This window comes from Sulfitobacter sediminilitoris, from assembly GCF_010667575.1.
Classification (GTDB): Bacteria; Pseudomonadota; Alphaproteobacteria; order Rhodobacterales; family Rhodobacteraceae; genus Sulfitobacter; species Sulfitobacter sediminilitoris.
This window is the reverse complement of the sequence record NZ_JAABNT010000004.1, coordinates 273014-297614: the sequence shown is the minus strand read 5'-3', so window position 1 is coordinate 297614 and position 24601 is coordinate 273014. Positions and strand designations below refer to the sequence as shown.

Annotated in this window: 25 protein-coding genes; 12 read left to right on the top strand and 13 right to left on the bottom strand. The window is 59.3% G+C overall.

Translation table 11 applies throughout. The features are described 5' to 3' along the window. Positions 1-274 precede the first annotated feature (274 nt). The 4 genes from uvrC (at position 275) to GV827_RS09245 (ending at position 3614) form a co-directional block, all read left to right on the top strand. Positions 275-2140, top strand: a complete 1866-nt coding sequence (gene uvrC / locus GV827_RS09260) for an excinuclease ABC subunit UvrC (protein ID WP_164353502.1) — start codon at positions 275-277, stop codon at positions 2138-2140. Positions 2141-2261: 121 nt separating this feature from the next. Beyond that, positions 2262-2927, top strand: coding sequence for a CDP-diacylglycerol--glycerol-3-phosphate 3-phosphatidyltransferase (gene pgsA / locus GV827_RS09255; protein ID WP_164353501.1), 666 nt, complete (start codon positions 2262-2264; stop codon positions 2925-2927). Further along, a complete protein-coding gene (gene moaD, locus GV827_RS09250; protein ID WP_204325816.1) occupies positions 2924-3172 on the top strand; it encodes a molybdopterin converting factor subunit 1 in 249 nt (82 codons plus the stop codon). The genes pgsA and moaD overlap by 4 nt, the downstream gene beginning before the upstream one ends. Before the next feature lies 1 nt (position 3173). Beyond that, positions 3174-3614, top strand: coding sequence for a molybdenum cofactor biosynthesis protein MoaE (locus GV827_RS09245; protein WP_164353499.1), 441 nt, complete (start codon positions 3174-3176; stop codon positions 3612-3614). Between the two features lie 3 nt (positions 3615-3617). On the opposite strand, the gene GV827_RS09240 is transcribed toward GV827_RS09245, so the two are convergent. From GV827_RS09240 to ubiA, 3 genes are read right to left on the bottom strand one after another with little or no spacing between them, the layout of a single operon-like run. Next, on the bottom strand, positions 3618-3980 hold the full coding sequence (locus tag GV827_RS09240) for a hypothetical protein (RefSeq protein WP_164353498.1): 363 nt from the start codon (positions 3978-3980) through the stop codon (positions 3618-3620). After that, positions 3967-5874 (bottom strand): OmpA family protein, encoded by a 1908-nt coding sequence (locus GV827_RS09235; RefSeq protein ID WP_164353497.1) that lies wholly within the window; start codon positions 5872-5874, stop codon positions 3967-3969. Before GV827_RS09235 ends, GV827_RS09240 begins: the two co-directional genes overlap by 14 nt. A gap of 60 nt (positions 5875-5934) precedes the next feature. Next, a complete protein-coding gene (gene ubiA, locus GV827_RS09230) occupies positions 5935-6897 on the bottom strand; it encodes a 4-hydroxybenzoate octaprenyltransferase (RefSeq protein ID WP_164353496.1) in 963 nt (320 codons plus the stop codon). A gap of 11 nt (positions 6898-6908) precedes the next feature. Here ubiA and GV827_RS09225 point away from each other — a divergent pair, with 11 nt between their 5' ends. The 3 genes from GV827_RS09225 (at position 6909) to GV827_RS09215 (ending at position 9640) form a co-directional block, all read left to right on the top strand. Continuing rightward, positions 6909-7640: a 16S rRNA (uracil(1498)-N(3))-methyltransferase gene (locus GV827_RS09225; RefSeq protein ID WP_164353495.1), complete on the top strand. Its 732-nt coding sequence runs from the start codon at positions 6909-6911 to the stop codon at positions 7638-7640. A gap of 39 nt (positions 7641-7679) precedes the next feature. After that, positions 7680-8207, top strand: coding sequence for a hypothetical protein (locus GV827_RS09220; RefSeq protein WP_164353494.1), 528 nt, complete (start codon positions 7680-7682; stop codon positions 8205-8207). 62 nt (positions 8208-8269) lie between these two features. After that, on the top strand, positions 8270-9640 hold the full coding sequence (locus GV827_RS09215) for a glutamate--cysteine ligase (RefSeq protein ID WP_164353493.1): 1371 nt from the start codon (positions 8270-8272) through the stop codon (positions 9638-9640). On the opposite strand, the gene GV827_RS09210 is transcribed toward GV827_RS09215, so the two are convergent. The 8 genes from GV827_RS09210 to GV827_RS09175 form a co-directional block, all read right to left on the bottom strand. Then, positions 9637-10557 carry a DUF805 domain-containing protein gene (locus GV827_RS09210; protein WP_164353492.1) on the bottom strand — a complete coding sequence of 307 codons (921 nt, stop codon included), beginning with the start codon at positions 10555-10557 and terminating at the stop codon, positions 9637-9639. The two genes, GV827_RS09215 and GV827_RS09210, sit on opposite strands and share 4 nt — an antisense overlap. Positions 10558-10653: 96 nt before the next feature. Next, positions 10654-11277 carry a LysE family translocator gene (locus GV827_RS09205; RefSeq protein ID WP_164353491.1) on the bottom strand — a complete coding sequence of 208 codons (624 nt, stop codon included), beginning with the start codon at positions 11275-11277 and terminating at the stop codon, positions 10654-10656. Continuing rightward, positions 11274-11534 (bottom strand): hypothetical protein, encoded by a 261-nt coding sequence (locus GV827_RS09200; protein WP_164353490.1) that lies wholly within the window; start codon positions 11532-11534, stop codon positions 11274-11276. The genes GV827_RS09205 and GV827_RS09200 overlap by 4 nt, the downstream gene beginning before the upstream one ends. A 14-nt stretch (positions 11535-11548) precedes the next feature. Beyond that, positions 11549-12157, bottom strand: coding sequence for a glycerol-3-phosphate 1-O-acyltransferase PlsY (gene plsY, locus GV827_RS09195; protein ID WP_164353489.1), 609 nt, complete (start codon positions 12155-12157; stop codon positions 11549-11551). Beyond that, the gene (gene pyrC / locus GV827_RS09190) at positions 12157-13437 is read right to left on the bottom strand and encodes a dihydroorotase (protein ID WP_164353488.1); all 1281 of its coding nucleotides are present in this window, start codon (positions 13435-13437) and stop codon (positions 12157-12159) included. The genes plsY and pyrC overlap by 1 nt, the downstream gene beginning before the upstream one ends. Positions 13438-13513: 76 nt before the next feature. Then, positions 13514-13885 carry a hypothetical protein gene (locus tag GV827_RS09185; protein ID WP_164353487.1) on the bottom strand — a complete coding sequence of 124 codons (372 nt, stop codon included), beginning with the start codon at positions 13883-13885 and terminating at the stop codon, positions 13514-13516. A gap of 203 nt (positions 13886-14088) precedes the next feature. Next, positions 14089-14616, bottom strand: a complete 528-nt coding sequence (locus GV827_RS09180; RefSeq protein ID WP_164353486.1) for a hypothetical protein — start codon at positions 14614-14616, stop codon at positions 14089-14091. Positions 14617-14629: 13 nt separating this feature from the next. Next, a complete protein-coding gene (locus GV827_RS09175) occupies positions 14630-15577 on the bottom strand; it encodes an aspartate carbamoyltransferase catalytic subunit (RefSeq protein WP_164353485.1) in 948 nt (315 codons plus the stop codon). A 131-nt stretch (positions 15578-15708) separates the two neighbouring features. Here GV827_RS09175 and GV827_RS09170 point away from each other — a divergent pair, with 131 nt between their 5' ends. The 4 genes from GV827_RS09170 to GV827_RS09155 all read left to right on the top strand — a co-directional run bounded on the left by GV827_RS09170 (position 15709) and on the right by GV827_RS09155 (position 22006). Continuing rightward, entirely contained in the window at positions 15709-16494 is a 786-nt protein-coding gene (locus GV827_RS09170; protein ID WP_164353484.1) for a uracil-DNA glycosylase, read from the top strand. Beyond that, positions 16491-17033 carry a molybdenum cofactor biosynthesis protein B gene (moaB, locus tag GV827_RS09165; protein ID WP_164353483.1) on the top strand — a complete coding sequence of 181 codons (543 nt, stop codon included), beginning with the start codon at positions 16491-16493 and terminating at the stop codon, positions 17031-17033. Before GV827_RS09170 ends, moaB begins: the two co-directional genes overlap by 4 nt. 119 nt (positions 17034-17152) lie before the next feature. Then, on the top strand, positions 17153-18604 hold the full coding sequence (locus tag GV827_RS09160) for an efflux RND transporter periplasmic adaptor subunit (protein ID WP_164353482.1): 1452 nt from the start codon (positions 17153-17155) through the stop codon (positions 18602-18604). A 6-nt stretch (positions 18605-18610) separates the two neighbouring features. Beyond that, positions 18611-22006: an efflux RND transporter permease subunit gene (locus GV827_RS09155; RefSeq protein WP_408056267.1), complete on the top strand. Its 3396-nt coding sequence runs from the start codon at positions 18611-18613 to the stop codon at positions 22004-22006. Here the strand turns inward: GV827_RS09155 and GV827_RS09150 are convergent, their stop codons facing one another. Beyond that, complete coding sequence (locus tag GV827_RS09150) at positions 22007-22816, bottom strand: protein-disulfide reductase DsbD domain-containing protein (RefSeq protein ID WP_164353480.1); 810 nt, start codon at positions 22814-22816, stop codon at positions 22007-22009. 154 nt (positions 22817-22970) lie between these two features. Here GV827_RS09150 and GV827_RS09145 point away from each other — a divergent pair, with 154 nt between their 5' ends. Beyond that, positions 22971-23540: a YqgE/AlgH family protein gene (locus GV827_RS09145; RefSeq protein WP_164353479.1), complete on the top strand. Its 570-nt coding sequence runs from the start codon at positions 22971-22973 to the stop codon at positions 23538-23540. Between the two features lie 3 nt (positions 23541-23543). On the opposite strand, the gene GV827_RS09140 is transcribed toward GV827_RS09145, so the two are convergent. Next, entirely contained in the window at positions 23544-24479 is a 936-nt protein-coding gene (locus GV827_RS09140; RefSeq protein ID WP_164353478.1) for an L-threonylcarbamoyladenylate synthase, read from the bottom strand. Positions 24480-24601: the final 122 nt, after the last annotated feature.

The following is a 24601-nucleotide window of genomic DNA, read 5'->3' as shown; positions in this document are numbered from 1 at the left end:
AGAGTTCTGCACTGCTATGAGTCGCGGTCACATTTGTGTCATAATTTCTCTTTGATTTCATAGCGTTGAGAGGCGTGTAAGAAAATAATAAGTAAAATCAATAACTTGAAAGTGCGCCTATTTTTTGGGCAAACTGTGGAAATGGGCCGAAAACAACAACAAATTCAGAAGCGCCCAAACTTACCCGCAGAGTTATCCACAACATCCGTGGACAGGTTAACTCTTGTTACCGAAGGCGGCATATTGCAGCGCAACACAAGAATCACAGGCGAGTATGGCAGAAAAGACGCAGACACAGCAGACTGGCCACAAGGTCATTCAGGGGTATCTCAAGACCATTGATACCTCGCCGGGTGTGTACCGCATGCTGGATGCCGAGAGCCGTGTGCTTTACGTTGGAAAAGCGCGCAATTTGCGCGCTCGGGTCAGCAACTATGCACGTCCCGCAGGGCATTCGCCACGTATCGCGCGGATGATCTCGAACACAGCGTCGATGATGTTCCTGACCACCAAGACCGAAACAGAGGCGCTGCTGCTAGAGCAGAATCTGATCAAGCAGCTTAAACCGAAATTCAATGTTCTGCTGCGCGATGACAAAAGCTTTCCCAATATCCTTGTGACGGCGGATCACGACTATCCTCAGATCAAGAAACACCGTGGCGCCAAGAAAGAGCGTGGGGCATATTACGGCCCCTTCGCCAGCGCGGGCGCGGTAAATCGGACGCTGAACCAGCTGCAACGGGTGTTCCTGCTGCGCGACTGTTCGAACGCAATGTTCGAAAGCCGCACGCGGCCCTGCCTGCAATATCAGATCAAGCGCTGCTCGGCCCCCTGCGTGGGCAAGATCAGCCCAGAGGATTACCAGCAGACCGTGAAGGACGCAGAACGGTTTCTCTGCGGTAAGACAACAGACATCCAGGCGCGGCTTGCGTCGGAAATGAATGCAGCTTCAGATGCGATGGAATTTGAACGCGCGGCTGCCCTGCGCGACCGGATCAAGGCGCTGACCCAAGTGCAGACAGCGCAAGGCATCAACCCGAAGGGCGTGACCGAGGCTGACATCATCGCGCTTCACATGGACAGCGGACAAGCCTGTGTGCAGGTGTTCTTTATCCGGGCCAACCAGAATTGGGGCAACAAGGATTACTACCCACGCGTTGGTGCTGACGTCGATGCGGCCGAGGTGCTGGAGGCCTTTATCGGTCAATTTTACGACACCCGCGAGCCGCCACGCCAGCTGATCCTTTCGAATGAGATCGAGAACCCCGACCTGATGGCCGAGGCGCTGTCAGGCAAACTGGGTCGCAAGGTCGAATTGCTGGTGCCAAGGCGGGGTGAGAAGGCGGAGCTGGTGGACGGCGCGCTGCGTAACGCCCGCGAAAGTCTTGCGCGCAAGATGGCCGAGACGGCGACACAGGCCAAGCTGCTGCAAGGGTTGGCCGAGGCGTTCGATCTGCCAAAGACGCCGGACCGGATCGAGGTTTACGACAACTCGCATATTCAGGGGACCAACGCCGTGGGCGCGATGATTGTCGCGGGCGCCGATGGGATGATGAAAAACCAGTACCGCAAGTTCAATATTCGCGGGGATGACCTGACCCCCGGCGATGACTTCGGCATGATGAAAGAGGTGCTGACCCGGCGGTTCAAGCGTCTGCTCAAGGAAGATCCCGATCGCAAGGAAGGGCATTGGCCCGACCTGCTGCTGATCGACGGTGGCGCGGGTCAGGTCAGTGCCGTGGCCCAGATCATGCGTGAATACGGGGTCGAGGACATTCCGATGGTCGGTGTCGCCAAAGGCATTGACCGTGATGCCGGCAAAGAGGAATTCCACCGCGTCGGCAAGCAACCGATGGCGCTGCGCCACAACGATCCGGTGCTTTATTTCGTTCAGCGCATGCGGGACGAGGCGCACCGTTTTGCCATCGGGACACACCGTGCGAAACGGGCCAAGGCCGTGGGTGCTACACCGTTGGACGACGTGCCCGGCGTTGGCGCGGCGCGCAAGCGTGCATTGCTTGCCCATTTTGGATCGGCAAAGGCGGTGGGGCGGGCAAACCTCTCGGATCTCAAGGCTGTCGATGGCGTTTCAGATGCGCTGGCCGAGACGATCTACGCGTATTTTCACGAGCGCGGCTAGGCAGATGCAAGGGTGGAGCAGGCGCACGCCAGCATGGCACACCGAGCGTTTGGCGGGTCACGACATTCAACGTGGGTTCGCGCTTTCACACCCCCGCATCGCGCTGTAGGGTGCGGCCAAGATGAAGTGGAATCTACCCAATATCCTGACGCTTCTGCGTTTGCTCGCGGCACCGATGGTGGCGGTGATGTTTCTTTACTTCACGCGGCCCTATGCGGATTGGTTCGCGCTGGTTCTATTCCTGCTGGCCGCAATCACCGACTGGTTCGATGGCTACCTCGCCCGCGCCTGGAAACAGGAAACCAAGCTGGGCGCGATGCTGGATCCCATCGCGGACAAGGCGATGGTGGTGATCGCGCTGATGGTGATTGTCGGGTTCTCAAGCTGGTCGCCCTGGCTGGTGTTACCCGCTACGGTCATCCTCTTTCGAGAGGTCTTTGTCTCCGGCCTGCGAGAGTTTCTGGGTGATGTTGCGGGCACGCTGAAGGTGACCAAACTGGCCAAGTGGAAGACGACGATGCAAATGATCGCGATTGCGGTGCTGTTCAGCCAAGGCGTGTTCGAGCACTACCTTGGTATGTCTGTTTTCGGGATGGATGAAACCATGATTTCGGCCATTCTGAACGGGGATGAGGAAGACGTGCTCGGGCTGGGATGGAAGCTGGCAGGAATGGAATGGGCCGGGCTGATCGGCCTTTGGCTTTTGTGGCTGGCGGCGGCGCTGACGGCCATCACCGGCTTTGACTACCTGACAAAGGCACTGCCGCATTTAAGGGAGGGACGCTGATGGATGTCTTGTACTTTGCATGGGTGCGGGAAAGAATTGGCCTGCCTCGTGAGCGGGTCGAAACCGAGGCGCAGACCGTGCGTGCGCTGGTCGAGGAGTTGCGCGCGCGCGAGGACCGCTACGAGATGGCATTCTCCGACCTGTCGGCCTTGCGCGTTGCGGTCGATCAAAGGCTAACGGATTTCGATGCCTCGATCGCGGGCGCGCGCGAAGTGGCGTTCTTTCCGCCGATGACCGGGGGCTGACGTGGAGGTCTGGGTTCAGGAAGCCACCTTTGATGTGGGCCAGGAGCTGAATGCCTTCGCCAAGACGGCGGAGGGTAGCGGGGCCGTGGTCAGCTTTACGGGGATCACGCGTGATATCGCGGGCGGCCTGCGGCATATGGAGATCGAACACTATCCCGGCATGACCGAGCGAGCGCTCGGCGATATCCGGCTGGAGGCGATCACGCGGTTTGACCTGACCGGCGCGCGGATCATTCACCGTTACGGGCGCCTTGCACCCAACGAGGTGATCATGATGGTGCTGACCGCCGCACCGCATCGGGCGGACGCCTTCAAGGGGGCGGAATTCCTGATGGATTACCTGAAGTCCCGCGCCCCCTTCTGGAAGCGGGAAGTGACTGCGGACGGTGCGGAATGGGTTGCGGCGAAGGACGAGGACGAGGACGCACTCAAACGCTGGTAGCGCTCAGCGCTTGCTGGCAAAGACCGCGTCAGCGCCGTCCGCGGATTTCGACTGACTCTCGATATAGGCACGCATTTCCTCAGCCTCGTGGCGCGCATCGCGCAGACCTTCCATTGCCGCCGACAGTTCTGCCTCGGTTTGCGCGAGTTGATTGGTCAATTCCGCCTCGCGTTGCTGCAGATAGGTGATCGCCTGATCGCGTGTTTCCTCAGCCTCGTGAAGCTCCTGGCTCATCTTATCCAGCTGCGCGACATCCCCCGCCGCCACACGTGTGAAACGGTGCAGCAGCCAGTTCGCGAACCACCCCAGGCAAAACGCCACAAAGAGGATGATCGCGGTGGCAAGGACGAATTCAGTTCTGCTCATCAGTGGGGCCTTCTTGGGTCGTCTCGCTGTCTGTATCGCCGGATTGTGCGGCACTTTCCAGCGTTGTTTGTTCCGGTGTTGCAACGGTATCGGGGCGGATCAAACGAAACTCGATCCGGCGGTTGGCCTCGCGTCCTTCCTCGGTCTTGTTGTCGGCGATCGGGTTTTCTTCGCCGTATCCTTTCGCTGTGAACGATCCGGTTAGGACACGACGCGCACGCAGCTCGTTCAGGACGGATTCGGCGCGGCTCTGGCTTAGGGCAAGGTTCATGCTCTCCCGGCCCTGACTGTCCGTGTACCCTTGGATTTCCAGTTGCAGGTCGCCGCATTTCTTCAGGATTTCTGCGATTTCATCCATGATGTTAAGCGCAGAGGCATCGATTGTGGCCGAACCGGGTTCAAAGTTGATTTTGCCACCCTTCAGCACCTCTTCGATCTGTGCCTCGCACTCGTCGGGAGTGGGAAGGCCAAGAATCGGATCAAGCTTTTCCTGATAGGTCACGTCGATGTCGTATTCGGCGCCTTCACCCAGCTTGCCTGACAACAGCGAGGCGATGGCATTACTTGCATCCGGGTTGCCGGTATTACCCGTCACGGAAAGCGTATCGGGAGTAACCAGAACCTTACCATTGCTCAGCGCGGCCAAGGCCTCAAGCCCGGTCAGGACACGCGGTGCCCAGTCTGCTGGCAAGTCTTCGACCAGCCGCGTAGCGGTATATACCTTGTCAGAGCCAAAGCGCGCCTTGGCATAGCTGTCGGTAAGGTCGCGCAAAGCAGAATCGCTGACGCGGCCACGCAGTTGCACCTGGCCTTCCGGGCTCAGCGTGGCTGTGAATTCGGGTGGACCTTCGTTGGGGTCCTGAACTTTTGGCAGCTTGGCACGCAGGGCGAAAACTTCTGGCAGGCTGGTTTCTAACTCGCCCACAACGCGGTCAAAGGTGTCCTGATCTGTGCCGGGCAGCGCCGCGAAATTGATGTCCGCATCCGCGAAGGTCACCGATCCACCATTTAGCCGCTTGACTGCATCAATGGCCTTTTCAACGGCATCTGCCCATTTTGGGCTGGGCACGCCCAGTCCGACCGTGCAGCGCGCTGTGCCGATCACGCCAGCGCGCGTTGCCGCGGCAAGTATGCGGATGCGCGCGGCTTCGGTATCCGCTGAACAGGCATCAAAACGCGCGCCTTCTTCGTCCAATTCAAAGCGCAGGGTAAACGGCGTGATCACAGGACGCGGTGCGGCGATGTCCAATGTCAGCTCAACGCTGGGGGGCGTTCTGCGGGTCAGGCTATTCTCCATCCGCACCTTTTCTTCGGGGCTGTCGGCGATCGCCGTGATCGTCACACGGCCAGCCTCCACCGATGCCTTTGCACGAGGTAATTGCCCAATCGCCGAGATCGCGACAGACAGGGCATCCTCCCAACCATCGGGCGCAGGATAGTTCGCCTGCTCAAGCAGATCCGCGACGCTGGTATCGCCCGCCACATCCTTAAAACGTTCAATGGCAGCGTCGCGGTCCGTGCTGGTCGGGATCAGGCCAATCACCGATATGCCACTGTCATTGCGCAGCACTTCGACCGAGAATCGCGGTGGCGCGATTGCGGCTTGTGCCTGCACTTCCATTTCGTCGATCACACGGGCCGCATCGATGATGGAGCCCGCTGTCGTGAGCGCTCTGAAACGCACCGCTTCGGTCGGGGCGATGCCCGCAAGGGTCACCTGCAGACCATCGGCCTGCACTTCAGCCCATGTCATGCCGGCATCATCCAGCGCGTCGCGCACGCCGATCTCTGACGTTTCCTCGATCAATTTCACGCTGAAATTGGCAGCCACAAGGGATACCACGGCCGCCGCGAAAAACGTAAGGGCGATAATCAGGATGGAGGAAAGACGCATGTGCTGAGATGTTCTCTGTTCTTTTGCGGTGTTTGTACGCCTGCGCACCGCGACGCGCAATCACGCCAGAAGGGCGCCAGCGAAAAACAGCAGCGGGATCATGCCGGTGTCGCGGTTGGCGCGAAACAATTGCAGCATCTTGCCCGGATTGTTGAGGTCGAGACCGCGCAGCTGCCACGCCATGTGCCAGCCCATGGCCCAAGGGCCTGCAAGCGCGATCACCAGCGCAAGGGCAGAGGCGTTTGGCATCGCCGAAAAGATCACGGCAAGCCCCATCAGCCCGACAGTCACCATAAGGAAACGGCGCAGCCATTGCGGCGATTTGTCCCCAAAAAGCCGTGCGGTGGACTTCACACCGATCAGCGCGTCGTCCTCGGTATCCTGATGCGCATAGATGGTGTCATAGAACAGCGTCCATGCAATACCCGCGCCATAGAGCAGAAGGGCAGGGGCGCCCAGGCTGCCCGTATGTGCTGTCCAGATCAGTAACGCGCCCCAATTGAAAGCAAGGCCAAGAAAGACCTGTGGCCACCAGGTAAAGCGCTTGGCAAACGGGTAGACCGTTACCAGCAAGAGAGACAGCACCCCCAGTGATATCGCCGCGATGTTGAATGTGAACAGGATGCAGGCGGCAAGAAGCGCCTGGATGACCATCCACGCCAGCGCGCCGTTGACCGAAACTTGACCCGACGGAATAGGCCGCGACCGTGTCCGCGCGACTTGTGCGTCGAAATTGCGATCCGTGATGTCATTCCATGTGCAGCCCGCGCCGCGCATCAGGAAAGCGCCGATCCCGCTGCCGATGAAGATCCAAAGATCTTCCCAGCGTGGGCTCTGGTCGTAAAGAATCGCGAGTGCCAGACCCCACCAGCAGGGCAGAAGCAATAGCCATGTCCCGATAGGCCGGTCCGCCCGGCTGAGCCGCAGGTAGGGCCGTGCAAAGGACGGCGCATAAAGGTCCACCCAGTTGTCGGAAGGCGCATCTGCAACCGGCGCGTCTGGTGATGGCGGCATGTCTTGCATATATCAGGCTCATGAGTGCGAAGATCAGACTGTATGTAGAGCACCCTTTGGGTGGGGGGCAATCGGTTCCTTTGGAGAAGGGGCAGGCGCATTACCTTTTTGGTGTGATGCGTCAGACGGTTGATGACGACGTGCTGCTCTTTAACGGGCAGGATGGGGAATGGCGGGCCACAATCGCCGAGGCTGGCAAGCGCGGCGGGACGCTGATCTGTGCGGCGCAGACGGCGCCGCTGCGGATGCCCCCGGATCTGTGGTTGATGTTCGCCCCGATCAAAAAGGCCCGCACTGACTTTATCGTTGAAAAAGCGACCGAGATGGGTGCCACACGCATTATTCCCGTCATGACCGAATTCACCAATGCAGGCCGGGTGCAGCGGGACCGTCTGCAGGCACACGCGATAGAGGCGGCAGAACAATGTGGCGGGACATTTGTGCCTGAGGTGGCCGAGGCTGTGAAACTTGACCGGTTGTTGGACGGATGGGACACAGCCCGTCAGATCATGTTCTGTGACGAGGCGCTTGCAGGGGCGGATGCTGGCCTTCCAACCAGCTCCGAACTGGTGGCACCTTGGGCAATCCTGATCGGACCAGAAGGGGGATTTTCAGAACGGGAGCGCACCCGCCTGGACAAATTGGAACATGCCCATGCGGTCACTCTTGGGCCGCGCATCCTACGGGCGGATACCGCTGCAGTTGCGGCCATGACGGTCTGGCAACAGGCGCTGGGCGATTGGAAAAACTGAAGATGCTTGTGATGTTGTTTGTTACGAATAGAGGTGCCGATGACCTTTTTCAGGCCTGAAGCCAAAGCTGCTGTCTGGCGGTGGCGCGAAGCCATTGCTGGCGCTCTGGTGACCTTGGCGGGACTTTGGCTGATCTCTGGTCCCGGTTTCCTGCTGGCCGTTCCCGGTTATGCCTTTTTGTTTGGCGGGATCGTCCTGATCTGGTTGGGCATTCAGCGTGGTCGCTTTCGTGGTCCGGATGGCGGCGCGGGTGCGGTTCAGGTGGACGAAGGGCAGGTGACCTATTTCGGACCACTGACAGGCGGTACAGTGGCGCTGCGGGAGATGGAAAGCCTTACCCTTGAAGGCGCTATGTTTCCCGCGCATTGGCGTCTGGCGCAAAAGGGGCAACCGCCTTTGTTGATCCCGATTAATGCCGCTGGGGCGGATGCGCTTTTTGATGCTTTCGCCACCCTGCCGGGGCTCAGAACCGAAAGGATGCTCAGCACCCTCAGAACGAACCCACATCAGGCGGTCGTGATCTGGCAGCGTGGTCCCTTGCGGCCCGAGGGTGCGTTGCTGCATTGACACCCCGGTGAATTCCGCCCATCCCTGACCATTCAACCAAAGCGATCCCGGAGCCATTTGTCATGTCCATTCCTCAGTCCGGCGGCGGCCCTATCGAGCGTCACGAACAGCTTGCGGAATATCTGGCTGACGGATGCAAACCCCGCGAAGACTGGCGCATCGGGACAGAGCACGAGAAATTCGGTTACTGCAAGGATACGCTGAAACCGCTGCCTTACGAGGGCGAGCGATCGATCCGGGTGATGCTGGAAGGGCTGCGCGACCGGCACAATTGGGCCCCGGTCGAAGAAAAAGGCAAATTGATCGGGCTTGAGAAAGAGGGTGCGAACATATCGCTCGAACCCGGTGGTCAGCTTGAGCTTTCCGGCGCCCCCTTGGAAACCATTCATGAGACCTGCGATGAGGTGAACGTGCACCTGCGCGAGGTCAAGGATGTGGCGGATGAAATCGGAGCGGGTTTCATTGGTCTTGGTGCGGCCCCGATTTGGACCCACGAGCAGATGGATCTGATGCCCAAGGGCCGATACAAATTGATGAATGATTACATGACGCGGGTCGGTTCAATGGGCCGGGTCATGATGCGCCGGACGTGCACCGTACAGGTGAACCTTGATTTCGGAACAGAGGCGGACATGGTCCAAAAGATGCGCGTGGCACTGGCCCTGCAGTCTGTGGCGACAGCGCTTTTCGCCAATTCACCGTTCTTTGAGGGCAAGCCAAACGGCTACAAATCCCTCCGTTCAATGGTGTGGCGCAACCTGGATGCCGCGCGCACCGGTACCTTGCCTTTCGTTTTTGAAGACGGCTTCGGCTTTGAGCGGTGGGTGGAATACGCGCTCGATGTGCCGATGTACTTTGTCTACCGCGATGGCGAATATATCGACGCGCTTGGCATGTCTTTCCGCGATTTTCTCAAGGGCAAGCTGCCTGCGCTGCCTGGTGAGACTCCGACCCTCAGCGACTGGGCAGACCACCTGACCACGGCCTTCCCCGAGGCTCGGATGAAAAAGTTTATCGAAATGCGCGGCGCGGATGGCGGCCCGTGGCGGCGTCTTTGTGCGCTGCCTGCGTTCTGGGTCGGACTGATGTATGATCAGACCGCACTTGATGGCGCATGGGATCTGGTCAAAGACTGGACGCCGGCACAACACGATGCGTTGCGGGTGGCGGCATCTATCGACGGGCTGCAAGCCAAGGTCACAGGCATCAACATGCACGATATCGCGCGCGAGGCGGTGGCCCTGTCAGAAGCCGGGCTGCAAGCACGCGCGAAGCCGGGAGCCGGTGGCATGGTCCCAGACGAAACCCATTTCCTCAGCGCGCTGAAGGAAAGCATTGAGACGGGTAAAGTCCCCGCCGACGAACTGCTCGAAGATTATCATGGCAAATGGAACGGCGACCTGACCCAGATCTACGCCGATTACAGTTACTAAACGGGCGCGTCAGGCGTATCAGTCTGACCCAGCACGCGGCTACGATAGAGCGCTTTCAGCTCAGCTTTCTGTGCTTCTTTCAGGCGTGCTTGTTCTTCAGGCGTTTTCTCAAACAGGCATGCGTAGGCTGCCAAAGAGTTTTCTGACGTTTTGCGTTTGGGTGCGCCGGTGACGGGCGTAACACTGCTTTCACCATAGCTGTTATAGTCGCGATCCGAGGGCAGCAGCATGAAAAACAGGTGCATGAAGGCTGCAACGAAGGGGGTCGCAACTGTGCCTATCATCGCAATCAGGAGTTGGCCGCCCATCAAGGGTTGCTCTTTCAGGCTTTGACCGAACTGCGATGCGGCGGTTCCCATTTCGACACTTTCGGTGCGCGCCATAACTTCCGAAAGCATGCCCCATATTGCGTCCCAGCCAATCGCGTCCAAAACCGCAGCGGAGGCGAAAGCCGCAGGCCAGACGTTGCTCGTGTCGCCCAGAACCAAAGCGGCACCAATCGCCATCAGCGTTACGACTTCTCCTCCGGTGCCCAAACCGCCACTGGCAAAACTGGACGACAAAACGGTCGATCCGATTCCCATCATCAATACAAGGCCGGAAACAAGCGAGATGAGGGGCAAGTTCGCCCATTTCCCGCTGCGTCCGCTGTCATGCAACCGTCGCACCGTCAGGGACAGACGCGGCACCGCAGTCAGTCCAAATAGAAGGATGGAATCGTAATAAAGCGGGTTCAGAGGCGGCACTTCACGCCGCAGCAAGAATTCCCAGAATTCTTTCAAATCACCGACAAAGGCAAAAATGATTGTGGCCCAGATCACCGGCATCACACACCAGTATTCTAAGGGCGTGGCGCGGTCCCAGAAATTGAACGACCGAAAAACGAAGTTTTCGAAATAGGAAAAGACTTTACGCACGGCCCGTGCCCCCGATCTGTAGCAGAAATCAAAGTCTCCGGGAAAATCGGCGAGATTTGGGCGTTTCCTTGGTCTTAGTTTTGCGTATCCCGATGTTCAGCTAACTCTTGCAGTCAAAACCTTGAATGCAATCGCCCCGAACGCGAGCGCAAAGAAAGTTTCGAACACCCGTTTTGCACGGGTGTATGCGGCGGTCATCGGTCTTGAGGAAAAGATGACCGCATAGAGGTGAAACATGATCATGCTTTGCACACCAACAGCCAGGATCACCATAATCAGCGCGCTTGGGGGCGTCCCTGGTGGTACACCGATGGCGTAAAGAGCGCCAAAAAAGAGCACTGCCTTGGGGTTCGTGAGGTGCAATGCTAGCCCCTTGGTGTAGGCGCGTCGCGGCGTGGTCGGGGGCAAGGGTTTGGTTGCCAGTCTGTTGCCAGCCCAAGCAGACCGCGCGGCTTTGATGGCAAGCCACATGAGGTATCCTGCGCCAAAATAGCGGATGACCTCGAACACCCAGGCATTCGCGGCCATCACAGCACCCAATCCGAAAGCGGCTGAGACGGACCATATGAATGATCCTGTTGTAACACCTGACGCGAGAGCCAGTCCTGTGTTTCGGCCAGACGACATAGACGTACCCGCGATGGCAAGCGTCGCGGGTCCGGGGCTGCCTGCGGCCAGAAATGCCGCAAAAAGGATAACTGGGAAATTGACATCGGTCATGGTTCATCGCTTTCGTCGACGATGAAGGCGCGTACGAAGGCAATAATCTTGGCGCTTGGCATCTCGCATGGATTAAGCTGCGGTCCGGAGGTCAGATCGTACAGGTTGACGCTGATGTAGTCCTGTCCGCCCAGTTCTTCGGCCACAAGCTTGATCGCACGGCCTGCGCTGAACTGGCTACGGGTCGCAACATAGCGTTTTCCCGCAGCACGACCCGTACAAGTTCCGGGCGGGAAAGTCCTGATGCGGTCAGCCACGTCTTGTGGGGGTGTCACCCTTTTTGGCCGATCTTGGGTTCGGTCCCTGCTTTGATCCGAATGATGTTAGACCGATGGCGGACGTAAAGGATGATGGTCAAAGCAATGCCCAACAGCAGGGCGTAGCCATAGCCCAGCACGACCAGCAGAATTGTCGAACCGGAGGCAGCGGCCAATCCCCCCATGGAAGACACCCGGGTAATTGCCGCCGCAAGAAGCCACAGGATGCAGCAGCCGATTCCCACGGGCCATGCCAACGCCAGCATAATGCCCAGAAACGTTGCTACGCCCTTGCCACCCTGAAACCGCAGCCAAACCGGATAGCAATGCCCCAGCATCGCGAAGAGGGCTGCAACCTGCACGGCATCCTCAGCGGCGATCATCCTGGCAAGCAGAATCGCCACGGCCCCCTTGGCCGCATCCAGCAGCAGCGTCAGCGCGGCGGCCTTTTTGCTGCCTGTCCGCAGAACGTTCGTGGCGCCGATATTGCCAGAACCGATATCGCGCAGATTGCCCAGACCCATCACCCGGGTCAGCAGAATGCCGTAAGGGATCGACCCCATAAGATATCCCACGACAGCCCAAATAATCAGGACAGTCGTAGAGGATTCAATTGGTGGCATCAGGGTCTCTCAAAAACACGATTTCCGGCAACAAAAGTTTGCAGCACCTTACCTTGCATGCGCATGCCGTCAAACGGGGTATTGCGCGATTTTGACTTCAGTGTTGCGCGATCCAGAACAAACGGGGCATCGGCATCAAACAGGACAAGATCGGCTGGTGCACCAACGCTCAGCCGACCGCTGGGCAGGCCCAGACGTTTCGCCGGGTTCAGCGATAACGCGCGCCATAGCGTGGGCAGGTCCATCAGTTCAGCGTGGACAAGACGCATGGCCGCAGGCAACAGCGTTTCAAGTCCGACCGCACCGGAGGCCGCTTCTTCGAAGGGCAACCGTTTGGATTCCTCATCCTGCGGCGTGTGCATCGACGATATGATATCGATCAGACCGGATGCGACAGCGTCGGCCACTGCCAGTCGGTCATCCTCATCCCGCAGCGGTGGTTTCAATTTAAAGAACGTTCGGTAATCGGCCACGTCCAGCGCATTCAGCGTCAAATGGTGAATCCCGACCCCTGCGGTGATGTCCAGCCCATTTTTCTTGGCCCGCGCCAATGCGGGCAGGGCGCGTGCTGTTGTGATCTGGTCTGCGTGGTATTTTGCACCGGTCATTTCGATCAGCGCAATGTCCCGGTCCAGTCCCATTCGCTCTGCCATAGGCGACACGGCAGGCAGTCCCCGGAGCGAGGCAAACTTGCCCGATGTTGCAGCCGCGCCCTCGCTCAGGATCGGTTCTTGCGGATGCGCGATGACCAGCGCGCCAAGGCTGCGCGCATAGGTCAGCGCACGTGAAAACACCTTGGTATCGCTGATCACGCGGTCGCAATCGGTGAAGGCTGCCGCACCTGCGTCCATCAGAAAACCAATTTCGGTCATCTCTCGGCCTTCGCGGCCTTTGGTCAGGGCGGCCATTGGCACCACGTTGACGGGGGCCACTTCATTGGCGCGGCGGGTGACAAACTCCAGCACTTCGGGGCTGTCGATAGCCGGCGCCGTGTCAGGCCGGGTAACCATCGTGGTGACGCCCCCGGCCGCAGCGGCAAGGCCAGCTGAACGATAGCTTTCCTTGTGCCGTTCGCCCGGTTCGCACACCTTTACACCCAGATCGACGATGCCGGGTGCGAGGTATTTCCCGTTGCAGTCAATGGTCTGTGCCTGTTCAGGCAGCGGAGCCATGTCTGTGCTGATCTGACTGATTTTGCCGTTCGCAATGCTCAGGGTGCCAGTGACGATCTGGCCCGCTTCGGGGTCGATCAGCTTGGCATTGATGAAATGCAGCGTCATGGCGGGCCTTCGGTCTGGAATGCTGGTTACATCCTCTTGCCTGAAATGACGCGGCGAACCAAGGGGGGTTTTGATCTTAGCTTGCGCGCGGTCCCCGTGCCGCGTCAATCTGCTCGGCTGTCTGGATCGGGAAGGGCAAGTAGCGGATCGCAATACGCTGGCCGGATTTGAGTTTCACAATCACCCGCCCGCCAAATTGGTGTTTTGCGGATACAACCTCGGACAGGGGGACGTGCGACCGTCCGTCCGGACCGTCATGGATCAGTTGCCCTTCGCTAAGTTGCCACCGGTCTGTTCGTGCATTGCGCCAACGCATCACGTCTTCGATCACAAAGCCAAGGGTCAGGATGAAGGCTACTGTAAAGGCCCAGCCTATGGGCAGACTGGCGAAGGCAGAAAACGTAATGGCAACGGCGGAAAGGCCAGCGAAGGTCAATACAGATGACAAAAGCACGCGCCTTAGGAAAACAGTACGCGATGGTGCCCAGGTAATGCCGTCCGCCGCTATCCAATCCACAGCATCAGGCCCACGATTCCGAAAGCGACGATAAGCGCGATCATCGCGATGCGACCGGACATCTTTGGATCAGGCTTTGGTTCTTGCATCACATGTGTCCTTTGCTGTTCGTGACCTACACTGCGCATAACCTATCAAAAGAATGCCCACCACAGAACAAGGATGAACAGCAGTGCGAGCACCGCGACAACCAACGACCCTTTGCCACGACGATCCGGTGCCTTTGCCGGTGTGACGTCTGGCTCTCCGGTGTAGGGTTGGGCGCTTTCGGCTTGCAGGTCGATGACGTCATCATTCGTAGGCGTTTGCGAGTAGGTCCCGATCAAGGTGAGCTCCGGTGCAGGGGACAGAGTGACGCCCTGACCACCGAAAGCAGATGAATGCACCAGCATCACCCAACCGCTCAGCGCAGAGAGCTTGGTTCGGTCACGCTTCAGTTGCTCTTCCTGCGCATCAATTCCTTCGCGCAGGTATCCCGCCAGTCCCAAATCACCCAAATCTGAAAGGGAAAAAACCTCGACACCGCTGCTGTTCAGTGTCTCGACCCCCAGCAGAGCCTGCTGCTGGTCCGGGTCATCTCCCAGGGCACGCGCCTTGTCTTCTGGCATAGATAGGCTGAACAGCCGGGTGGTCCCTTGTTCGTGACGCGGTATCTTTATCATGGCCGTGGTCCTTTCAGGCTGGTTCCATCGTAGAGGAACGCAGATTGCGGGCCAAAAGGTCCATAACGGCCATACGCACCGCCACACCCATTTCTACCTGATCCTGAATAACGCTGCGATTGATGTCGTCGGCAAGCGTTCCGTCAATCTCAATCCCGCGGTTCATCGGGCCGGGGTGCATGACAATCGCGTCATCCGCCGCATGGGCCAGTTTTTCCGCGTCCAGCCCGTAGCGGTGGTAATACTCACGCTCTGACGGGATAAACCCGCCATCCATGCGTTCGCGCTGCAAGCGCAGCATCATGACCACATCGACGTCCTTCAGGCCTTCTTCCATATTGTCAAAGACTTCTACGCCGAACTCGGAAATGCCTGATGGCATAAGCGTCGGCGGACCAATCAGCCGGATGCGGTTCTCCATCTTGCCCAGCAACATGATGTTTGACCGCGCCACCCGGCTGTGCGCGATATCGCCGCAAATCGCGATGCTCAGGCGGTGCAAACGGCCCTTCGCACGCCGGATTGTCAGCGCATCCAGCAACGCCTGCGTGGGATGCTCGTGTCGCCCGTCGCCCGCATTCAGCACAGCGCAATTTACCTTTTGCGCCAGCAGGTCCACTGCACCCGACTGCGGATGGCGGACCACCAGCAGGTCCAGGTGCATGGCGTTCAGCGTCAGGGCCGTGTCGATCAGAGTTTCACCCTTCTTGATGGAGGACGCCTGCATCGCCATGTTCATCACATCCGCGCCCAGCCGTTTGCCCGCGATTTCAAAGCTGGCCTGCGTGCGGGTGGAGTTCTCAAAGAACATGTTGATCTGCGTCAGCCCCGTCAGCGCGTCCGCATGTTTATCGGGGCGGCGGTTCAGATCGGCGTAGGTATCGGCCAGATCAAGGATCGCGGTGATATCGCTTTGGCTAAGGTGTTCGATGCCAAGCAGATGGCGGTGAGCGAAAGTCATGAAAGCGCAACCCCTGATGCTGTTGAGGTCTTATAAAGGTCCGGATGCAGCGGCGGCAAGGCGCCGCGACAGTTTACGGTCTCGCGCGATGAGGGATTTAGCTCGGCTGCGTTGGGCGGTACGCTGCATGTATGGAATCAACCAGTTTTCATCATGACCTTGCCCTGCTTGACTGGCAGATTGAACTTGGCGCGACCGAGGCGATCGGGGATGCACCAGTCAACCGCTATGATGTGCCCGCGGCAGTGGAAAAGCCAAAGAAAGCATCCTCGCCTGCGGCCACGCCGATGAATGCTGAGCCCGCAAAGGTGGATGCTGTCGCCGTTGCCGAACAGGCTGCAATGGCTGCACAAACACTAGAGGAACTGCGTGCGGCGATGGCGGCTTACGAGCATTGTGACCTCAAGAAAGGCGCGCGCAATCTTGTTTTCTCTGATGGTGTGCCGGGCGCGCGCGTCATGCTGGTGGGCGAAGCGCCGGGCCGCGATGAGGACCGCGAAGGCCGTCCTTTCGTGGGCCGGGCCGGACAACTGCTGGACAAGATGCTTGCCGCGATCAACATGGGTCGTGCCGATGAACAGGCCCCGGTCTATATCACCAACGTCCTGCCATGGCGCCCGCCCCAGAACCGCGATCCCAAGCCTGATGAAATCGCGATGATGAAACCGTTTCTGCTGCGCCATATTGAACTAGCCGCGCCCGAGGTGCTGGTCATCGTCGGAAATTGGTCGTGTCAGGCCCTGCTGGGCAAACGCGGCATCACCCGCCTGCGCGGCATCTGGACCGAAGCGGCAGGCCGCCCGGCGATACCGATGTTCCACCCGGCCTACCTGCTGCGCTCACCAGAGTTCAAACGCGAGGCATGGGCCGATTTGCTGAACCTTCAGGCCAAACTGAATGAGAAGGAGACCCCATGAGCCGCATTGATGAAACGATGGAATTCATTCCGGTCCGCATCGCGGTTCTGACCGTTTCAGACACGCGCGACCGGTCTCAGGACAAATCTGGCGATGTGCTGCAATCGCGGATCGAGGACGCGGGTCACACGCTTGTTGAACGGCACATTCTGCCTGACGAGCGGGATCAGATCGCTGATCAATTGCGCTTGTGGTGTGCGGATGACGGTATCGATGTGGTGATCAGCGCAGGCGGCACCGGTTTGACGGGCCGCGATGTGTCGGTCGAGGCACACCGTGATGTCTATGAGAAAGAGATCGACGCGTTCGGTACGGTGTTCACGATCGTTTCCATGCAAAAGATCGGCACCTCTGCGGTACAAAGTCGCGCTACCGGTGGCGTCGCTAACGGCACCTACCTCTTTGCCTTGCCCGGATCGCCGGGTGCCTGCAAGGACGCGTGGGATGAAATCCTGCAAAAGCAGCTTGATTACCGCCACCGCCCCTGCAATTTCGTGGAAATCATGCCGCGACTGGATGAACATCGGCGTCGCAAATAATAAAATTTGCTATGCGGCGACGGAAAAATGCCCCATCCCCGTTCAATAGCTATGACTTGGTATTTTCTGACGGGCTATTAAGTTAGTTTGCTGAGACTTCTTTGAAAGATAGGACGAAGATGCGGTTTCTGCGTCAAAGCATGATTGGCCTTTTCCTGGCGGCAATGACGCTGGGCCTGCTGGTTTTTGCTATTACGCTGATTGGTGACGCGGTGCGTGAACGCATGGCGGATGGTCCAAAGGGGCCGACAGCGCGGGAACGTATTTTTGCAGTCAACGTGATCAACGCCAGCGCATCTGATGTGATGCCGGTGCTTGAGACTTTTGGAGAGGTTCAAAGCCGCCGCCAGCTTGAACTGCGCGCGGCAGATGGCGGTCGCGTGATCGAGCTGGCTGATGGGTTTGAGGACGGGGGTACCGTGATGGCCGGTCAGGTGCTGGTTCGGCTTGATCCCGCAGATGCACAATCTGCCGTGGACCGTGCTGCCAGCGATGTTCTGGATGCCGAGGCTGAGGGGCGCGATGCGGCGCGGTCGCTGGTGCTGGCGCGTGACGAATTGGCCGCCTCTGCAGAACAGGCGGCCCTGCGCGAGCGTGCTTTTGAGCGGCAACGCGATCTTGCTGAACGCGGCGTTGGCACGGCCAGCCTGACCGAGACCGCAGAGCTTGCGGCATCGCAAGCGCGGCAGGCCGTTGTTTCCCGCCGCCAGGCGGTTGCGCAGGCAGAGGCGCGGGTGGATCAGGCCGCAACCCGTCTGGCGCGAGCCAAGATTGCACGCGGCGAGGCTGAACGGCGTCTTGAAGACACAGTGCTGAGAGCACCTTTCGACGGGACCCTGTCCGCCACGGATGTGATCGTCGGTCGTCTGGTTTCCCCCAATGAGCGTTTGGCTGAATTGATTGATCCCAACGATCTGGAGGTGTCATTTCGTCTTTCCAACGCGCAATATGCGCGTTTGCTGGATGAAGACGGGCAGTTGATCCGTGCGGATATAAACGCCACGCTGGATGCAGCGGGTGTGGACCTTGTGGCCAAGGGGCGCATCAGCCGTGCAAGCGCTGCCGCGGGCGAAGGCGCGACGGGGCGGCTGATATTCGCCCTCCTGGACAGCGCCAAGGGCTTCAAGCCCGGTGACTTCGTCACGGTCCGCGTGCAGGAACCGGTGCTTGAAAACGTAGTGCGTTTGCCTGCCTCAGCCATCGGGGCCGACAGTCAGGTTCTGGTGCTCGACAGCGAGAACCGGCTGGAAGCGATCCCTGTTGAGATGTTGCGCCGACAGGGGGATGACGTGTTGGTCCGTGGCCCAATCGTCGGACGTCAGTTGGTAGAGGCACGCTCGCCCCTGCTGGGGGCCGGCATCGCGGTAAAACCATTGCAGCGCGACACCCCGATTTCCAGCGAACCCGAGATGCTGGAGCTTTCAGAGGAGCGCCGTGCTCGCCTCGTGGCCTTTGTGGAAGCCAACGATAGAATGCCTGAAGAGGCCAAGGCGCGGGTGCTAGCAAGACTGGCGCAGCCACGGGTGCCCGCAAACATGGTCGCCCGTATCGAAAGCCGGATGGGGGGCTAGGGCGTGATACGCAAAATTCCCGGTGCCGCAGGCGGGGTTCTATCCTACTTCGTGCGTCACCGAACGGCGGCAAACCTTCTTTTGCTGGTGTTGCTGGTAGCGGGGGTCGTTTCCGCGCCGAATATGCGGGCGCAGTTCTTTCCCGATGTGATCGTTGATAACGTGACGGTCACAACCGTGTGGACCGGGGCCGGGGCCGAGGACGTTGACGCGGCAATCGTGCAAGTCCTGGAGCCGGCGCTGCTGTCGGTCGAGGGCGTGGAGAGCTCTTCAAGTACCTCGCGCGAGGGCCGGGGTATCGTGTCCCTGGATTTTGAGCCGGGCTGGGACATGGCGCGGGCGGCCAACGATGTGCAAACGGCAGTGGATGCCATCACCACATTGCCGGAAGAGGCCGAAGACCCCTCCGTCAGACGGGGTGCGTGGCGCGACCGGGTGACGGATGTGGTGATCACCGGGCCGCTTGCGCCAGAACAGTTGGGACGGTTTGCCGACGAATTTGTCACGCGCCTTTTCGCGGCAGGTGTAACCCGGACAACGATACAGGGCGTCGCCGCGCCACAGACTCTCGTCGAAGTGCCTTCAGCCAAGCTGATCGCTTATGACGTCAGCATGGCCGACATCGCGGCTGCCATTGCCGAAGAAGTAGATGCCGACCCCGCTGGTGATGTGACCGGGGCCAACGCGCGGGTGCGCACCGGCATCGCCAAGAGGTCCGCCCGAGAGATTGCAAGCATTGTGCTGCGCTCCAACCCTGACGGATCCAAGCTGACGGTTGGCGATATCGCGATCGTTCGTCAGGAAGGTGTCGACCGCGAACGCAGTTTCTTTGTTGGGCCTGATCCGGCGATATCCGTTCGCGTGGACCGTTCTGACCGGGGTGACGCCATCGGCATTCAGGAAGACGTCGAACGTGTCGCCGCTGAGTTGCAGGCAAGTCTGCCTGCCAGTGTCACGCTGGAGCTGATCCGCACGCGGGCTGCTGCGATTACAGGCCGCCTCGACATCCTTATCGACAATGGATTGATGGGCCTTGGCCTTGTGATTTGCCTGCTGTTTCTATTCCTAAATGCGCGGACCGCGTTCTGGGTCGCCGCAGGGATCCCGGTTGCGATGGGGGCCGCGATTGCCCTGATGTATCTGGGCGGGCTGACGATCAATATGGTCTCTCTTTTTGGGTTGATCATCACGCTGGGCATCGTGGTGGATGACGCAATTGTTGTGGGCGAACACACTGACCATCGTTTTCGCATGGGCGAAACTGCGATGCAGGCGGCAGAGAATGCCGCCAATCGGATGGCCATGCCGGTCTTTGCCGCCACGCTGACAACAATCATTGCGTTTTTCGGTCTGGTTGCCGTGGGGGGGCGTTTTGGCGATCTGATCCGCGATATCCCTTTCACCGTGATTGCGGTTCTGGCGGCATCACTGGTCGAATGTTTCCTCATTTTGCCCAACCACATGGCCCACGCAATGAAGGCGGCAGACAAGCGGCATTGGTATGATGTGCCAAGCCGTGTGGTGAACACGGGTTTCGTCTGGCTCCGGGAAAAGGCGTTTCGACCTTTCATGGCCGGGGTGATCAAGGCGCGATATGTGGTTTTGGCGAGCGTTGTTGTCGTCCTCGCTTCACAAGCTGCGCTTTTCATTAAGGGCGATGTCCAATGGCGCTTTTTCAATGCGCCTGAGCGCGGGTCGGTCACGGGTAACTTCATCATGGCCGAAGGGGCTACACGCAGCGATACCCTTGCCATGATGCGCGAAATGCAGCGTGCGACCGAAGAATTGGGCGCGGAATATGAAGAACGCCATGGCACCAACCCGCTTGATTACGTGATCGCGCAAATCGGCGGCAATTCCGGCTACGGCCTTGCAGGCGCGGACAACAAGGACAACGATCTGCTTGGCGGGATCTCGATTGAATTGATTGACGCTGACCTGCGCCCCTATTCCAGTTTTGCCTTCGTGGGGGAATTGCAGGACCGCGTGGTGCAGCATCCGCTGGCTGAAACCGTCAGCTTCCGGGGCTGGCGTTCCGGGCCTGGCGGTGATGCACTCGACGTTCAGTTCTACGGGGCGGATACTGATACGCTCAAGGCGGCCTCAGAAGACCTGCAAGACGCGCTAAGGCTCTACCCGGAGGTCAGCGCGGTGCAGGACAATCTGGCATATGACAAGGAGGAACTGATCCTTGATCTGACCCCGCAGGGGCAGGCGCTGGGCTTTACCATCGACACGCTGGGTCGGGCGCTGCGCCACCGCTTGGGCGGGATCGAGGCGGCGACCTATCCCGAAGGACCGCGTTCAGCCACGATTCGGGTGGAACTGCCCGAAGGAGAATTGACCGCCGATTTCCTCGACCGTACGCAGATGCGGACGCCGGATGGTCTGTATGTGCCGCTGGCAGATATCGTGAGCGTGGAACGCCGCACCGGATTTTCAACGGTGCGGCGCGAGAATGGTATCCGCCTGATTTCGGTCACTGGTGATATCTCCGAAGACGATCCGTCCCGTGCGACCGAAGTTCAGGATGCCCTGCAAAATGATATCCTGCCGCGCATTGCGTCGGAACGTCAGGTGGAATTCCGGCTGGCTGGGTTAAGCGAACAGGAGGACGAATTCCTCAATGATGCCATGACCGGTCTGATCCTGTGTCTGACCGGCATCTACTTTGTATTGGCTTGGGTCTTTGGCAGCTGGACGCGCCCGCTGGTGGTGATGGCGATCATTCCTTTCGGGCTGGTCGGCACGATTTACGGTCATAATCTATGGGATGTTCCGCTGAGTATGTTCACGGTCGTGGGGCTCGTGGGCATGACGGGCATTATCATCAACGATTCAATCGTGCTGGTAACGACCATCGACGAATACGCAGAAACGCGCGGCCTCATTCCTTCGATCATCGATGGCGCAGCAGACCGGTTGCGACCGGTCATGCTGACCACGATGACGACCGTGCTGGGCATGGCGCCCCTGCTTTACGAGCAAAGCCAGCAGGCCCAGTTCCTTAAACCCACGGTGATCACGCTGGTCTACGGTCTGGGATTTGGCATGGTGCTGGTACTTTTGGTCGTGCCTGCGCTGGTTGCGACGCAGCACGATTTCTCGCGTCAGATTGCGGCCATGCGGCGCGGGGTGCGCGCCCCGGTGAACGCGATGCGGTTTGGATTGGTTTTGTTGTGGGCGATGATTATCGGATGGGGCGCACTGACATTGGGTTGGGCGGCTTGGTATGATGCGCTGCACCCTGCATTTGCTGCCGCGCTGCCATTGCTGCAAAGCCTGTCTCCGATGACGGGAGCTCTGTTGCTATTTATCGCCGGTACGGCAGGCGTTGCGTTAGCTGGTTATGTGATTGCCGCGCTGTCCTTTGCGATCTTGCGTGGCCGCAGCATAAGCTGATCACTCGGGCGGGCAGCCCTTGATATCGACTGCGTGTTTCCTGCCCAGCACGGTGATCCGGATTTCAGAGCGGTCAAGAGCAACTGGCCCGTTCCCGCTTGCCATCATCTCGCCCTGCGCTGTCAGTGTTTTGCCGCTGCGTTTGGTACGTGTTTCACTCATCCAGAGGCCCGGCTGGCCGGGCTCAATGATAACGACCTCGTCACCACCTGTGGACGGCAGGGCAAGTGTGGCCCGAATGGACATCCCGTCCGCCGTAACGCTCAACGCGCAGGTGGCCGAGGTCACGCCCGCTTCCTTTGCGGTATAGGGCTGTGCCGCGAGCGCCGCCGCAATGGCTGGCGTTGGCTTGGTATTAGTGTCGTCTATGACAGCGGTCAGTGTCATCTGATGTGGCACGCAAATGTCGCTGCACACGCCGATGTCGAGGTTCGCTGTGATCGTCATGGGCAGGCCCGCGCGTGAAGGGGCCAATGTAATCGGCAGGATCAAATCACCAGAATATCCGATGGTGCGCATTCCCGCGGTCAGAAACACCTCTGGGGCAGGCCAGGTGATGCCCACACCGCGAAGGTTGTCAGAGCCTGACCAGTCAAAATATGGCGGGATGCCCGCATCACCGGGCGTGCGCCAATACGTCTTCCATCCGGGGGCCAGTGTCAGCCGCAAGGCTGCTATCCGCGTGCCATCAGGCTGCTGCCAGCCGGTCAGTATTTCGCCCTTCACGGGCGTCTCGAAACGGTCGCCAGCGGCAAGCGGCAGGGCCGTGGCGCATCCAAGGGCAAGGGCTGTTAGGAAACGGGTTATCATGACCCCTAGATGGGCTATCTGACGCACTCTGCCAAGTCACGTTTGCATCAGCCATGTTTCGCATCGGATCGAAAGACCGATGCCAATGGCCTTGCATGGTGCAGCTGGGACAGGCATCCTTGGCGCAAAGATGTTCCCAAACACGGGCGACCCAATGAGCCAAGAGGCGCTTTCTCTGACCGGTAAACTGTTGATCGCGATGCCCGGCATGGGCGATCCACGCTTTGCGCATACGGTTGTCTTTCTGACCTCCCATTCAGAAGAAGGCACGATGGGGCTTGTGATCAATAAGCCAGCCACCGGTGTCAGCCTGTCTAACGTACTCGACCAACTCTCAGAAGAGGCCAGTCCGGCTAAACGCCAACTTGCCGTTCACTTTGGCGGTCCGGTTGAGACGGGGCGCGGCTTTGTCCTGCATTCGGACGAATACCGCTCTGCCATGCAGACGCTGGTCATTCCGGGCGGTTTCGCCCTGACTGCGACGCTGGATGTGTTAGAGGATATTGCAGAAGACCGTGGGCCGGCACATGCACTTTTGACGCTCGGCTATGCAGGCTGGGGGCCGGGACAGCTTGACGGAGAGATTGCCCAGAATGGCTGGCTTACAGCCGACGCCACGCAGGAACTGGTCTTTGACCTGCCCGATGCCGAGAAATGGGAAGCCGCGCTGCGCTCGCTCGGGATTGACCCCTTGGTACTGTCGGCCTCTGCGGGACGGGCATGACGGCTATCGCGGTGCCGCTGCGCGTTTCAGCCGATCATTGATCGCACGACCCAAGCCGGTGTTTGGTATGGGCGCCACGGCGATGGGCAGTTGCCGTGCATCCAACTGGTGCAGGAATTCGAACAGATTTGCCGCTGCTTCGGTGAGGTCACCTGTTGGCGACAGGTTCAGATCACCAGCAACCGCGCCAAAACCCAACATCACTTCACCGGGCCGTCGATTTTTTGCGTTCAGCCGAACGGTTGCGCCGGGCGCATAGTGCGATGTCAATTGACCCGGCGCGGTGATTTCTGACCCGGTCGCCTGACCCAAGGGGTGGCCCAAAGCTTGCTCAATCACTTCCTCAGGCAAGCCGCCTGCACGAAGCAATACCGGCTCTGGCCCGACAAGTCCGACGATGGTGCTCTCCAACCCGACAGGGCAGGGGCCGTCATCCAGCACTGCCGCAATCTTGCCATCCAGCCCTGACAGCACGTGATCGGCCGTGGTCGCGCTGATCCGCCCCGATGGATTTGCAGAGGGGGCTGCCACCGGTCCATCAAAGTTCTGCAACAGCGCATGTGCTGTTGGATGCGCTGGCACCCGGATCGCTACCGTGTCCAGACCGGCGGTGACCAGACCAGACAGCCCGTGTCCGTCCTTCAGCGGCAAGACCAATGTCAGCGGACCAGGCCAAAAGGCGCTTGCCAGAACCTCGGCCACATCCGACCAGTGCACATAGCTGCGCGCCTGTGCGATATCCGCCACGTGAACGATCAGCGGATTGAAAGTGGGTCTGCCTTTGGCTTCAAAAACCTGCGCCACTGCCGTGCCGTTGCAGGCATCTGCCCCAAGGCCGTAAACCGTTTCAGTGGGGAACGATACCAGCAACCCTTGGCGCAAAAGCGCTGCCGCTTCCTCGATCCCACCTGTGTTCGGTGAAAGTCTGCGTGTCTTCATCGGCTCTTTGCCCTCGTGACGCGGCGTTTTGATTGCGGGTGGCAAGCGTGTCGTTTCATGCTACTTCGCAAGTTGCCCTTAGCAGGGCTATGTCCGGCTTGCCAAGCCATCCGACCCCTTTC

Excerpts from the sequence above, each read along its gene's own strand:
- uvrC (WP_164353502.1), top strand. The coding sequence starts at position 275 with ATGGCAGAAAAGACGCAGACACAGCAGACTGGCCACAAGGTCATTCAG.
- pgsA (WP_164353501.1), top strand. The coding sequence starts at position 2,262 with ATGAAGTGGAATCTACCCAATATCCTGACGCTTCTGCGTTTGCTCGCG.
- GV827_RS09240 (WP_164353498.1), bottom strand. The coding sequence starts at position 3,980 with ATGAGCAGAACTGAATTCGTCCTTGCCACCGCGATCATCCTCTTTGTG.
- GV827_RS09235 (WP_164353497.1), bottom strand. The coding sequence starts at position 5,874 with ATGCGTCTTTCCTCCATCCTGATTATCGCCCTTACGTTTTTCGCGGCG.
- ubiA (WP_164353496.1), bottom strand. The coding sequence starts at position 6,897 with ATGCAAGACATGCCGCCATCACCAGACGCGCCGGTTGCAGATGCGCCT.
- GV827_RS09225 (WP_164353495.1), top strand. The coding sequence starts at position 6,909 with ATGAGTGCGAAGATCAGACTGTATGTAGAGCACCCTTTGGGTGGGGGG.
- GV827_RS09220 (WP_164353494.1), top strand. The coding sequence starts at position 7,680 with ATGACCTTTTTCAGGCCTGAAGCCAAAGCTGCTGTCTGGCGGTGGCGC.
- GV827_RS09215 (WP_164353493.1), top strand. The coding sequence starts at position 8,270 with ATGTCCATTCCTCAGTCCGGCGGCGGCCCTATCGAGCGTCACGAACAG.
- GV827_RS09205 (WP_164353491.1), bottom strand. The coding sequence starts at position 11,277 with ATGACCGATGTCAATTTCCCAGTTATCCTTTTTGCGGCATTTCTGGCC.
- plsY (WP_164353489.1), bottom strand. The coding sequence starts at position 12,157 with ATGCCACCAATTGAATCCTCTACGACTGTCCTGATTATTTGGGCTGTC.
- pyrC (WP_164353488.1), bottom strand. The coding sequence starts at position 13,437 with ATGACGCTGCATTTCATCAATGCCAAGCTGATCGACCCCGAAGCGGGC.
- GV827_RS09180 (WP_164353486.1), bottom strand. The coding sequence starts at position 14,616 with ATGATAAAGATACCGCGTCACGAACAAGGGACCACCCGGCTGTTCAGC.
- GV827_RS09175 (WP_164353485.1), bottom strand. The coding sequence starts at position 15,577 with ATGACTTTCGCTCACCGCCATCTGCTTGGCATCGAACACCTTAGCCAA.
- GV827_RS09170 (WP_164353484.1), top strand. The coding sequence starts at position 15,709 with ATGGAATCAACCAGTTTTCATCATGACCTTGCCCTGCTTGACTGGCAG.
- moaB (WP_164353483.1), top strand. The coding sequence starts at position 16,491 with ATGAGCCGCATTGATGAAACGATGGAATTCATTCCGGTCCGCATCGCG.
- GV827_RS09160 (WP_164353482.1), top strand. The coding sequence starts at position 17,153 with ATGCGGTTTCTGCGTCAAAGCATGATTGGCCTTTTCCTGGCGGCAATG.
- GV827_RS09150 (WP_164353480.1), bottom strand. The coding sequence starts at position 22,816 with ATGATAACCCGTTTCCTAACAGCCCTTGCCCTTGGATGCGCCACGGCC.
- GV827_RS09145 (WP_164353479.1), top strand. The coding sequence starts at position 22,971 with ATGAGCCAAGAGGCGCTTTCTCTGACCGGTAAACTGTTGATCGCGATG.
- GV827_RS09140 (WP_164353478.1), bottom strand. The coding sequence starts at position 24,479 with ATGAAGACACGCAGACTTTCACCGAACACAGGTGGGATCGAGGAAGCG.